Here is a 12,523-nt window from a genome sequence, read left to right on the forward strand (position 1 = left end):
CCCTAATATAATTTCACTATATAAGATAATTATTTAAGGCGCTTTGCCAACATTGTTGCAAACTGTAATTTCACGCGATTGCCATTAGCATCTAAACGATGTAATTCACCCACATCTTCGTTATAAGTCACAATTTCCCAATCTTTATAATATTCCTGCAATTCGCCTTCTTTAAAAGTGAATGAGAAACCTTGATCACACGGATATTGCGCTGTATCCATCGCAGATACGATTAAATTATAGCCATTCACATTAGTACGATCTTGCATATTACGGATAATATTAGGCACGTGATCAGGATTCAAAAACATAAATACAACTGTTGAAAAAATGAAATCATACTGTCCTTCAATCATTGCTAAATTAATGTCATAAACAGAAGGATCAATATTCGTTAAATCTTCTTTCGCGATCACATCTTTTAAGAAGCTAATGCTATTAGGATTCACATCCACAGACGTTAAATCAAATCCAAGAGAATTCAAATACAAGCTATTTCGCCCTTGCCCACAACCTAAGTCAAAAGCTTTGCATGGCGGCACAACATCAGTTGCAGCAATCACATCTGTGTGCGGCATTGTTAAATTATAATTTTTATGATAATAGTCAACAGCACGAATTTTACTCATGTTTTATCCCACATAAAAAGATTCACTAAATCACCATTATAACAGTTATCTTGCCCATTGAATTGAGGTGCATTTTCCCACTGCCAATAATTCTTGACAAAAAATTTCACTTTTATTTTTAACGAGCGTATAATTCGTCAAAATCATTTGCAAATGAGAACTTTTATCATTCAATACCTTTCACAATCAAGGAATATTAAAAATATGTATAAAAAAATCGGTCTTGCAAGTTTGCTTCTCGTTACGTCATACAGTTTTGCTCAAGAATATCCTGTTGGTCAGCCAATCATTGAAAATGGCATGGAGATCCAAGGTGTTTATCTCCAGCCCATCACAATGGATACAGAAGAAGGTTCACATAAAATGCATCATTTACCAGCAGCTGAAGCAGATGTGCATTTAGAAGCAGACATCCACGCTGTAGAAGATAACCCAAATGGCTTTGCAGAAGGTGACTGGATTCCTTATTTAGTTGTCGATTACACAATCCAACGCATTGACAAAGAAGGTAGCCCTGCACAAAGTGGCACATTCATGCCAATGGTTGCCAACGATGGTCCGCATTATGGCGAAAACTTGAAATTAGATGGCGTAGGTAAATACAAAGTGAACTTTAAGATTTCACCACCGTCTTACAATAAAACAGCTAACTTCGGCCGTCACATCGATAAAGAAACAGGCGTTGCGCCTTGGTTTGAACCATTCAATGTTGAATGGGAATTTGACTACGCAGGTACAGGCCGTAAAGGTAGTTACTAATTAGATCACAGCAAAGCGTATGAACACCAATTCATGCGCTTTTTGTTATTTCCTTCACACCACACAAGATCAAATAAAAACACTATGAAAAAGCTCAGCACATTATTAACATTTGGGTTATTCATTCTTTTCTCACATGCCGTAGCAAAAGATAATAAATATACGGTTCAATTAGAAATGAAAGATGGCGATTTAATCCCGCTTGTTCTCGAAGTCCCTGCCAAAACTAAAATTAGAATCGAAGTTAAAAATATTGGCACACAACCTGCTGAATTTGAAAGCACACAATTACGCAAAGAAAAAGTTTTAGCACCCGGTGCTAAATCTGTTGTTGTGATTGCACCATTAAAACCTGGCAGTTATGAATTTTTTGATGATTTTCATCTAGATCATCCTCGCGGCACAATTTTAGTTAAAGAATAAAAAGAAAAGGCAACTCATGGGAAATGTATTATTTGTGGTATGGCGTGAAAGTTTTGAAGCCCTACTTGTGATCGGTATCATTTACAGTTGGATTAAACGTCATCCTGATGTTAAAAACGGTATGAAATTTTTATGGGGCGGCGTTGCTTTAGGCGTTGCCATCTCCATCGTTTTAGCGCTCGCAATTTACGGCGTATTCAGTTCACTAGAAGATATTTGGCAAACAAGCTTTATGATCTTCATGGAAATTTTAGCGTGTATTTTGATCGTGCAAATGGTTTATTGGATGAATAAACATGGCAAAGAGATGAGCCAAGCCCTTATTCAAGGCATTGATCGCAACACAAAAAAACATTCTTGGTGGGGCGCACTGTTCATCATCGCCATTGCTATTGCTCGTGAAGGCAGTGAAATCGTTGTATTTCTGTCTGCCATCATTATGAATTTAACACCTGAAAATTCAGGTGCTTTTGCCACAGAAGTTATGTTAGGCTTAGCCATCGCAGCCTGTACATTAGCGGCTTTCATCTTGACCTCGAAAGTTGTGTCATGGAAATGTTTTTTTACGATTACAGGCATCATGCTCTTATTCTTGGCCGTAACTTTACTGCTCCGTGCGACCGATGAAGTTGCCAATTTATTATTAGAATATGACATAGATTTACCTGAATTCTTTGAAATGTCTTTATGGGATACAAGCAGCTTCCTTGATGATGGGCAAGGGATTGGTAACTTTTTATCATCATTTTTTGCATATCGCTCTCAGCCCACAGGTTTATCCATCACTGTTTTTGTGATTTATTGGATCATTGTTGGCTTTATATTTTGGAGAGGTTCTCGTGGACAAAAAACAACTCATTAGTTTAAGCATTATTCTGTTGTCTGCCACAACATTCAGTAGCGCCAAAGTTGGCAGACAAGCCATGCTGCAATCAGGTGATGAACCACCAATTGTTGCATTGAGCGACATTCCTAACCCTGAAAAATTTCAGCCTGCCATTGATGCGTATATGAAAATTGCTACAGAGCGCATACAGAATGTTGAAGCATTGCTTATGCAATTATCAGGAGCATTAGAGCAGAATGATTTAACATTGGCACAGCACAAATATATTGAAGCCCATTATCAATATGAAACCATCCGCCCTGTTGTTTTAATCTTCGGCAATATCGATCGCATGATCAATTCTCGTGCTGAAGCATTTTTAGCACGCGAAAAAGATCCTAACTTCAAAGGCTTTCATGCAGTTGAATATGAACTTTTTGCACAAAAGAATATTGAAAATGCTTTATTAGAAAATCAAAAGCTACTCAAAAATATAAAAGATTTAGCAAAACGTATCGCCATTGAAACGATCTTTTTACCAAAGCTTGTGCAATCTATGCCTGATTTTGCAGAAAATATTTTAGAAAATAAGTTATCAGGCCAAGATAATACCTACAGCGGTGCGGATTTAGGTGAAATCGTTGCCAATTTGGAAGGCATTGATTTAATCACAGCACAATTGCAGGATTTTATTCCACAAACATTGCTACAAAAAACACTACCATTGGATGTTAAAATTCGTTCACGCTTACAAAAATATATGACAGATACAGGCTTTATGCCCTATTCCGCCTTAACAAATGAAGATAAACATGCCCTGTATGGTGACGTTTCTGAATTAGCAGAACAATTAGCAAAACTTCGCAGCTTATTAAAAGTAGAGGTTTACCACCAGTTTGATGGCATCCATCTCAAGAATGAGGAGAAATAATCATGTCCAATCATTCAACTTTTCGTCGTAATTTCTTAAAAGGCATTACATTAGGCAGTGCTGCTTTGGTTGCAAATTCTGCGCTAGGTCAAAGTAATCCTAAAAATAATGATCCAGAATTTAAATACCCAAAACATTTCTATGATGCAGTGCCAGCATTAGGCAACCATCAAGCAGGCATCATTACTCCTGAGCCTAAAGAAGCAACATTCATCACATTTAAGCTTTTAGTTAAAAGTAAAGAAGAGCTGAAAGCTCTATTCCAATCCATCTCTTCGCGCATTCAATATCTCACAGCATCGCAATCCATCGCAGTTGATGAAGATACACAACTACCACCCAAAGAATCAGGCTTATTGGGCGGCGATTTATTGCCAGATCAATTAACCATTACATTATCAGTAGGTGCTTCTCTATTTGATGATCGCTTTGGTTTATCTGAGCAAAAGCCGAAACATTTGATGGAAATGACAAGCTTTCCCAACGATCTATTAGATCCCAATTGGTGTGGCGGAGATATCTCTTTGCAACTATGTGCTAATAGTAAAGAAATCATCATTTACGCATTGCGTGACATTATGAAGCATCATTATCAGCAAATGTCACCCATTTGGAAGATTGATGGATTTTTACCTGCACGTGATATTGAATCAGGCTCAACGGCAATTAATCTCTTCGGCTTTAAAGATGGCACAGGCAATGCACCCAATACAGATGCTAAATTAATGAATGAAATGGTTTGGGTGACAGAACAAAATAAAGAGCCTGAATGGTGCTTAGGTGGATCTTATCAAGCATTACGTTTGATTCGCTTTAACCTAGAATTCTGGGATAGAACGCCATTAGAAGATCAAGAAAATGATTTTGGTCGCATGAAACGATCAGGTGCACCAATTGGCATGACTCATGAAATGAATGATCCTCAATTTGACAAAGACCCACATGGCGATCGTGTATTATTTGATTCTCATATGCGTCGTGCTGAGCCACGTGTACCGCATCGTTACAGCGCGCCATTGCGCCGTCGTAGCTATAGTTATTCTTTAGGATTAACCAATAGTGGTTTATTGGATATGGGTTTAATCTTTGTCTCTTATCAAAATGATCTTAAAAAAGGCTTCATCAATACTCAGCGCCGTTTAAATGGTGAGCCATTAGAGCGTTACATTAAACCTTTTGGTGGCGGTTATTTCTTTGCACTACCTGGTATGAAAACTACAGACAATTATTTGGGACAAGCGTTATTCAATGCTTAAAATTTAGCATTAAAAAAAGCCCAGTTCATAAAAACTGGGCTTAAAACCTCCTGCACCTTTTATCTATTGCCATCTATTATTATTTTTTCTCAAATGGCACTGGTTTCGGCGTTTGATTGACCGATGGTGGTAAAATTGGCATCATCAATTGAGGTTGATCACCTGTCAATGTTTTCAAAAATGCCACAATATTTGCAACTTCTTCATCGTTATAATCACGTTTCAATTGTAAACGCCCCATGGTTAGTACTGCTTCTTCTAATGATTCTGCTGCGCCATCATGAAAGTACGGATAAGTTAATTCGACATTACGCAATGTTGGTACTTTAAACATGAAACGATCTGCATCTTTACCAGTTACTTCAATGCGACCTTGTGCTGGGTTTTCTGTCACATATTCTTCCATCAAGCCCATTTTTTGGAATGAGCTACCGCCCATTGCAGTGCCATAGTGACATGCGATACAGCCAGATGTTGTGAATAAATTGTAACCTGCTAATTCTTGTTCATTTAATGCACTGTCATCACCTTTTAACCATTTATCAAATGGTGCATTTGGCGTCACTAATGTTTCTTCAAATACAGCGATTGCATCTGTGATTTCATCAATAGAGATTTTATCAGTGCCATAAACTGCTTTAAACTCTTCAACATAACCAGGAATTGATTCCACAACGCCCACAGCTAAGTCATGTGTAAAACCCATTTCTTTAGGGTTAGCAATTGGGCCACCTGCTTGTTCTTTTAAATCTTTTGCACGGCCATCCCAGAATTGCACAAAGTTATACTTTGAGTTCAATACTGTTGGTGAATTAATTGGGCCTTCTTGCCAATTATGACCAATCGATGTTTTCAAGTTATCACTGCCACCCATAGATAAGTTATGACATGAGTTACATGAAATGAAACCCGATTTTGATAAACGTGGATCAAACCACAATTTTTTACCTAATTCTATTTTTGCTGGGTTTTCAATCTTAACATCATCAATTGGTTGAATGATTGCATCGCGCTTAGCTTGTGCAAATGCTGATCCACCTAAAACCATTGAAATTGATAAAGCAATTGCCATCCAAACTTTATTTCTACTTTGCATTTTATAGTCCACTCCCTACTATTAAAAGTTCCCCAAATTATCAATTTAAGTAATCAATCATTGAATAATTTGATCACAAGTCTAATACAGATATGACTATTAAAATAGATCGACCATTTTGTGGCTTTGTTATTCCTTGTGTTATTCGTTATAATGGGGGGTATTTTCTAATAATATTTCAAGGGGTCATCAATGCTAGACATTCAGTTACTTCGTCATAATCTCGACGATGTTGTAACCCGTCTTAAAACACGCGGTTATGAGTTTGATAAAGCACAATTTATTGAACTAGATGAACGTCGTAAAGGATTGCAGATTGAAGTGCAGGAACTTCAAAATTTGCGTAACGTTAACGCTAAGCGCATTGGTCAAGCTAAGGCTAAAGGCGAGAATATTGATGAGATTTTGAAAGAAGTTTCCAATAATACAGAAAAATTAGAGTCTTTAGAGAAAGAGTTAAATGTAATCTTAAATGATTTGAATCAAATTCTCATGACGATTCCAAACTTACCAGATGCATCTGTACCAGCTGGTAAAGATGAAAACGATAACGTAGAAGTTCGCCGTTGGGGTACACCACGTGAATTTACGTTTGAAGTGAAAGATCACGTTGCATTAGGCGCAATGAACAAAGGTATCGATTCAGAAGCAGGCGTTAAATTAACAGGTTCTCGTTTTACAGTATTGCGTGATGGCATTGCACGTTTACATCGTGCATTGGCTCAATTCATGTTAGATCTTCATGTTGAAGAACATGGCTATACAGAATTAAACGTGCCAATGATTGTGAACTCAGACAGCTTACGTGGCACAGGCCAATTACCTAAATTTGAAGAAGATTTATTCAAATTAACAGGCGAAGATCAATACTATTTGATCCCAACTGCTGAAGTTCCTGTCACAAACTTAGTGCGTGATGAAATTATTCCAGAAAATGAACTACCATTATCTTATGTAGCACATAGCGGATGTTTTAGATCAGAAGCAGGTAGTTATGGTCGTGATACTCGTGGTTTAATTCGTATGCACCAATTTGAAAAAGTGGAAATGGTTCACTTAACCCACCCTTCTAAATCTACCGAGCAACTAGAATTGATGACGCGTCATGCTGAAACAGTTTTAGAAAAACTAGGTCTACCTTACCGCACAATCGTATTGTGCACAGGCGACATGGGCTTTGGTGCAACAAAAACTTACGACATCGAAGTATGGTTACCAGGTCAAGAGAAGTATAGAGAAATCTCTTCTTGTTCTAACTGCATGGATTTCCAAGCTCGCCGTATGCAAGCTCGTTTCCGTAATAGCGAAACAAACAAACCTGAACTATTACATACACTAAATGGTTCAGGCTTAGCTGTTGGTAGAACTTTAGTTGCAGTAATGGAAAACTATCAAGAAGAAGATGGTAGAATACGCGTACCAGAAGTCTTGATTCCATATATGAGAGGCAGAACTCACATTTAGAGTTCAATTTAATATAGTTAAGAGGTTTTAGTTATGTCATTAGAGATAACAGATGAATGCATTAATTGCGACGTTTGTGAACCAGAATGTCCAAATGAAGCAATTTCAATGGGTCCTGAAATTTATGTTATCGATCCAAACTTATGTACAGAGTGCGTTGGTCATTTTGACACACCACAGTGTATGGAAGTATGTCCTGTTGAATGCATCAACAAGGATCCCGCGAAGCCAGAAACTCAAGATGAGTTAATGGCTAAATACGAGAAACTTCAAGCTGGAAAGTAAGAGTTTATGAAAAAAACTTCTCTTTTGTGTCTTATGGTAACAGTTGGTCTCTTCAATAGCAGTGCGATTGCGAGACAATATCCTATGCCTGAAAAAGGTTCTGATGTTGTCGGCTATACAGAGGTTGTTTATCCTGAATCTGGTGAATCTTTCGTTGAGCTCAGCGTAAAGTATGAAGCAGGTTATGATGAACTCAAATGGGCGAATCCAAATTCCAATTATTGGACGCCTTCACCACAAATGCCCATCGTTTTACCTTTTGAATATATTCTCCCTGGCAAAAAACGCTCTGGCATTGTTTCCAATATTCCAGAAATGCGGACATATTATTTTCCTCCTAACGAGAATGTAGTTTATGTCTACCCTGTCGGTGTTGGCCGCATGGATTGGAAAACACCATTAGGTACATGGAAAGTTACAATTAAACAAGAAGCACCACCTTGGTATCCACCTGAAAGCATTCGCCGTGAACACCAAGAAATGGGCAAAGGCACTTTACCAAGAGTTGTACCTGCTGGCCCTGACAATCCTTTAGGCAATCATGTTTTACGCTTAAATATTCCAAGCTATTTATTGCATGGTACTAATGATGTTACTGGTATTGGCATGCGTGTCACTCACGGCTGCATGCGCTTCTTCCCACAAAACATTGAAGAATTGCATCGCATAGTACCAAGTGGTACGTCAGTATCATTTATCAATGAACCAGTAAAAGTTGGCTGGAAAGGCAATGAGCTTTTAATCGAAGTTCACCCACCTTTAGAAGAAGATAACTTAGATACAGATGGCTTGAAAAAAATTGCATACGGTATATTAGCACCGTATCAAAATGACCCAAGCATTCAAATGGTTGACCGCCGTTTAATTGATCTTACGATTGAAAAAATGTCAGGTTTACCAACACATGTCGGTCAAAAAATTGACCCTAATAATCACAATCCAAAACCAGAAGAAGCTGGCAGTGCAATTAATATTGACTGGGATAAATTTAAATAAATAGCAGGAGTATTTGATGGCATCTATCGAAGAAAGTTTAGCGTTATTAGAACGTGGAACTGACGAAATCATTTCAATTGAAGGTTTAACTGAGAAGTTAAAAGAGAACCGTCCGCTTCGAATCAAAGTGGGTTTCGACCCTACTGCCCCTGATCTTCACTTAGGTCATACTGTTGTGATCAACAAAATGAAACACTTCCAGATGTTAGGTCATGAAGTGAATTTCTTGATTGGTGACTTCACAGGTATGATCGGTGATCCTTCAGGCAAAGATACAACACGTAAGCCTTTAACTCGTGAACAAGTTGTGGAAAATGCAAAAACTTATCAAGAGCAGATCTTTAAAATCTTAGATCCAGAATTGACTAAAGTTGTATTCAACTCATCTTGGTTAGGCGAATTAGGCACAGTAGGCATGATTCAATTAGCATCACACTATACTGTTGCGAGAATGCTTGAGCGTGATGACTTTGAAAAACGTTACAAAAACCATCAACCGATTGCTTTGCATGAATTTATCTATCCATTGCTTCAGGGTTATGATTCAGTGAGCTTGAATACTGATGTTGAATTAGGTGGTACAGATCAGAAGTTCAACTTATTAGTTGGTCGTGATCTTCAAAAAGCTTATGGTAAAGCGTCACAAAGCGTAATCACTATGCCTTTATTAGAAGGTTTAGATGGCGTGAATAAGATGTCTAAATCTTTAGGCAACTACATTGGCGTGGATGATACACCAGTTGAGCAATTTGGTAAGTTGATGTCTGTATCAGATACTTTGATGTGGCGCTACTTTGACTTATTAAGCTTTGAATCAGCTGCAACAATTGATGGTTATAAAAAATCAGTTGCTGACGGCATGAATCCTCGCGATATCAAGTTCCTATTGTGTAAAGAAATCATCTCTCGCTTTCATTCAGAAGCAGATTATGAGATGGCACATCGTGACTTCATCGAGCGTTTCCAGAAAGGTAACTTACCTGAAAATATCGAAGAAATTACAGTGGTTGCAGCAGAAGGTGAAATTCAAATTGGCGCATTGTTGAAAGAAGCTGGTTTAGTAACTTCAGTTTCTGAAGGTAATCGTTCAATTGATGGCGGCGCAGTTCGCATTGATCAAGAGAAAGTTTTTGATCGCGGACTCAAAATCGCAAAAGGCACAACAGCAGTTTTCCAAGTGGGTAAACGCCGTTTTGCTAAAGTTACAGTTAATTAATTTTAGAGGTTTTTATGACTTTCGTTGTTACCGAAAATTGCATTAAATGCAAATACACAGACTGTGTAGAAGTTTGTCCTGTGGATTGCTTCCATGAAGGCCCAAACTTTTTGGTGATTGATCCTGAAGAGTGCATTGACTGTACATTGTGCGAGCCAGAATGCCCTGCAAATGCAATTAAATCAGAAGATGATTTAACAGCAGATGAAATGCAATTCTTGGATTTAAATGCAGAATTATCGCAGCAGTGGCCTGTGATCACTCAAATGCAGGACAATGCTGAAGCTGCAAAAGAGTGGGATGGCAAACCTAATAAACTAGAATTATTAGAGCGATAATCACGGATGGCGCGTCGATTAACCAAAAAACAGCACGAACGTATTTCTAACAAAAAAGTCGAGCAAATCGACGCGTTAAAAAGTCTAGATCCTGACTCTCTCTTTAAAGGGAGAGTCATTGCTCAGCATGGTCCACATTTAATGGTGGAAAATGCAGAGCATCAGATCTACAAAGCCAATATCCGCCAGAATCTAGAAAAAATTGTGTGTGGCGATTATGTCTATTTCACTTTTGAAAATGACATTCCAGTTGTATTGCAGCTTATTGCCCGTGCCAATGAATTAGCACGCGTTTCTTATGGTCAACATAAAAAGCTGATTGCCGCCAATTTGGATCAGATTTTTATCGTCATTGCACCAAAACCTGAGCCAAGCCCTTCTCTCATTGATCGTTATTTAATCGCCATTCGTGAATTCAATATTCCAATGGGCATTATTGTCAATAAAGCAGATATGATCGATGAAGCAAGTGATTTTTCTTTCATAGAAGAGTATCAAAAAGCTTTTGATATCAAAATCATATTAACGGCACAAAATAATGCTGAATCATTGAAATTACTCCATGATGAATTAGTAGGCAAAACTTCAATTTTTGTTGGGCAATCTGGCGTTGGCAAATCATCACTCACCAACAAAATGATTCCTGAATTATCTCTACAAACACAGAGAATTAGTGCAACAACAGGTTTAGGCAACCACACAACATCCGCAACGACTTTATATTATTTAAATGATAATGCAGGCGCTTTAATTGATTCTCCAGGTGTTCGTAGCTTTAACGTGGATCACTTAAGCATTGAATCCATTCATAATGGCTTCCCTGACGTTACGGAATACACAAAGCAATGCAAATTCAGCAACTGTAATCACTTACAAGACCCAGGTTGTGCTGTAGAAGATGCCATAGAAAACAATTTATTATCAGCAAGGCGTGCTGAAAGTTATTTACAGATCTTAAAAACATCAGGCTAATAGTGCTTGATGTTTCTGACAATCGCTATACAATACACTGCCTTGATATTTTTATATAAATATTAACAATTCAACGAGCGGCAGCACTCAAGATTCTTCTGAACAAAAAGATTGCAACCAATCGCCTTGATCTTTCACTTAACGGTATTGAATTAAGGAGCTGTGATGTCACCTATTCTTTCAAAAAAATCCTACGAGCCTTGGCGCGACCCTAATTCCGTGCCATACATTGAAATCATCGATTTAGTCAAAGTTTTTGACGAATATATCGCGGTTAATAATATCTCTTTAGATATTTACCAAGGAGAGTTCTTCTCTTTATTAGGCCCTTCTGGCTGTGGGAAAACCACACTTTTACGTATGTTGGCAGGTTTTGAAACACCAACATCAGGTAAAATCCTATTGGAAGGCGAAGATATTTCTCTGATTCCGCCTTACGAACGCCCAATTAACATGATGTTCCAAAGCTATGCTCTATTTCCACATATGACGGTGGAAGATAATATAGCCTTTGGATTAAAACAAGAAAAAGTGCCAAAGCCTGAGATCAGAAAACGTGTTGATCAGATGCTAGAATTGGTACAGATGGGCAAATTTGCTAAGCGAAAACCTCATCAATTATCAGGCGGTCAACGCCAACGTGTTGCGCTTGCACGCAGTATTGTTAAAAAACCAAAACTATTATTATTGGATGAACCTTTAGGTGCATTAGATAAACGCTTGCGTGAACAAACACAGTTTGAACTCATGACGATTCAAGAAGAATTAGGCATTACATTCGTCATCGTAACACACGACCAAGAAGAAGCCATGACAGTTTCAAGCCGCATTGCAGTGATGGATAGTGGTGAGATCGCTCAAGTTGCGACACCTACAGAAATCTATGAATATCCAAACTCTTTATATGTAGCGGAATTCGTCGGTGATGTGAATATTTTTGAAGGCGTGATTGCGGATATTTCGCCAATTCATACAACTGTCAATAGCTTTGATGTGGATGCACCACTTATCTGTAATCAGGGCGTGGGTGCTGTTGTGGGCTCACAAGCTTGGATTGCTGTTCGCCCTGAAAAATTAGACATCTCCTTAACGCCACCAGAAAATACAGAAAGCAACTGCATGATGGGCGAAGTTTGGGACATTGGGTATCTCGGTGATATGTCCATTTACCACGTTAAAATGGATAATGGGAAAATGGTCACCGCTGCACAAATTAACCATAAACGCGCAGTTGAACTTCCGATTAATTACGAAGACCGCGTTTACGTCAGCTTTGATGCTGATTCTGCTGTTGTTTTGATCTCTTAATCGAGATCACAATAACTTAAGGAG

At 38.2% G+C, this 12,523-nt stretch carries 13 protein-coding genes and 1 pseudogene; 12 read left to right on the forward strand and 2 right to left on the reverse strand.

What is annotated here, in order from left to right; all coding sequences use genetic code 11:
* Positions 1–29: 29 nt before the first annotated feature.
* Positions 30–608: pseudogene (gene tehB / locus BZK16_RS10045) on the reverse strand (SAM-dependent methyltransferase TehB); the annotation flags it as partial.
* Between the two features lie 225 nt (positions 609–833).
* Here tehB and BZK16_RS10050 point away from each other — a divergent pair.
* The 5 genes from BZK16_RS10050 (at position 834) to efeB (ending at position 4,824) form a co-directional block, all read left to right on the forward strand.
* A complete protein-coding gene (locus BZK16_RS10050; protein ID WP_096777518.1) occupies positions 834–1,388 on the forward strand; it encodes an iron transporter in 555 nt (184 codons plus the stop codon).
* An 84-nt stretch (positions 1,389–1,472) separates the two neighbouring features.
* On the forward strand, positions 1,473–1,811 hold the full coding sequence (locus BZK16_RS10055; protein ID WP_077928858.1) for a cupredoxin domain-containing protein: 339 nt from the start codon (positions 1,473–1,475) through the stop codon (positions 1,809–1,811).
* Between the two features lie 16 nt (positions 1,812–1,827).
* A complete protein-coding gene (locus BZK16_RS10060; protein WP_077928761.1) occupies positions 1,828–2,673 on the forward strand; it encodes an FTR1 family iron permease in 846 nt (281 codons plus the stop codon).
* A complete protein-coding gene (locus BZK16_RS10065) occupies positions 2,651–3,568 on the forward strand; it encodes an EfeM/EfeO family lipoprotein (RefSeq protein ID WP_233145272.1) in 918 nt (305 codons plus the stop codon). The genes BZK16_RS10060 and BZK16_RS10065 overlap by 23 nt, the downstream gene beginning before the upstream one ends.
* A gap of 2 nt (positions 3,569–3,570) precedes the next feature.
* Positions 3,571–4,824 (forward strand): iron uptake transporter deferrochelatase/peroxidase subunit, encoded by a 1,254-nt coding sequence (gene efeB, locus BZK16_RS10070; protein WP_077928762.1) that lies wholly within the window; start codon positions 3,571–3,573, stop codon positions 4,822–4,824.
* Between the two features lie 79 nt (positions 4,825–4,903).
* Here efeB and BZK16_RS10075 read toward each other — a convergent pair whose 3' ends face one another.
* Positions 4,904–5,920 (reverse strand): cytochrome-c peroxidase, encoded by a 1,017-nt coding sequence (locus BZK16_RS10075; protein ID WP_077928763.1) that lies wholly within the window; start codon positions 5,918–5,920, stop codon positions 4,904–4,906.
* A gap of 192 nt (positions 5,921–6,112) precedes the next feature.
* Between BZK16_RS10075 and serS the strand changes: the two genes are divergently transcribed.
* The 7 genes from serS (at position 6,113) to BZK16_RS10110 (ending at position 12,499) form a co-directional block, all read left to right on the forward strand.
* Positions 6,113–7,384 (forward strand): serine--tRNA ligase, encoded by a 1,272-nt coding sequence (serS, locus tag BZK16_RS10080; protein ID WP_077928764.1) that lies wholly within the window; start codon positions 6,113–6,115, stop codon positions 7,382–7,384.
* 33 nt (positions 7,385–7,417) lie between these two features.
* Positions 7,418–7,669: a YfhL family 4Fe-4S dicluster ferredoxin gene (locus BZK16_RS10085; RefSeq protein WP_077925451.1), complete on the forward strand. Its 252-nt coding sequence runs from the start codon at positions 7,418–7,420 to the stop codon at positions 7,667–7,669.
* Positions 7,670–7,675: 6 nt separating this feature from the next.
* The gene (locus BZK16_RS10090; protein ID WP_077928765.1) at positions 7,676–8,665 is read left to right on the forward strand and encodes a L,D-transpeptidase family protein; all 990 of its coding nucleotides are present in this window, start codon (positions 7,676–7,678) and stop codon (positions 8,663–8,665) included.
* A gap of 16 nt (positions 8,666–8,681) precedes the next feature.
* Positions 8,682–9,881 carry a tyrosine--tRNA ligase gene (tyrS, locus tag BZK16_RS10095; RefSeq protein ID WP_077928766.1) on the forward strand — a complete coding sequence of 400 codons (1,200 nt, stop codon included), beginning with the start codon at positions 8,682–8,684 and terminating at the stop codon, positions 9,879–9,881.
* 14 nt (positions 9,882–9,895) lie between these two features.
* Positions 9,896–10,219, forward strand: coding sequence for a ferredoxin FdxA (gene fdxA / locus BZK16_RS10100; RefSeq protein WP_077928767.1), 324 nt, complete (start codon positions 9,896–9,898; stop codon positions 10,217–10,219).
* Positions 10,220–10,225: 6 nt separating this feature from the next.
* A complete protein-coding gene (gene rsgA, locus BZK16_RS10105) occupies positions 10,226–11,191 on the forward strand; it encodes a ribosome small subunit-dependent GTPase A (RefSeq protein ID WP_233145273.1) in 966 nt (321 codons plus the stop codon).
* Positions 11,192–11,356: 165 nt separating this feature from the next.
* Positions 11,357–12,499 (forward strand): ABC transporter ATP-binding protein, encoded by a 1,143-nt coding sequence (locus BZK16_RS10110; RefSeq protein ID WP_077928769.1) that lies wholly within the window; start codon positions 11,357–11,359, stop codon positions 12,497–12,499.
* Positions 12,500–12,523: the final 24 nt, after the last annotated feature.

Source organism: Wohlfahrtiimonas populi (assembly GCF_002006795.1).
In the GTDB taxonomy this organism is placed as follows: domain Bacteria; phylum Pseudomonadota; class Gammaproteobacteria; order Cardiobacteriales; family Wohlfahrtiimonadaceae; genus Wohlfahrtiimonas; species Wohlfahrtiimonas populi.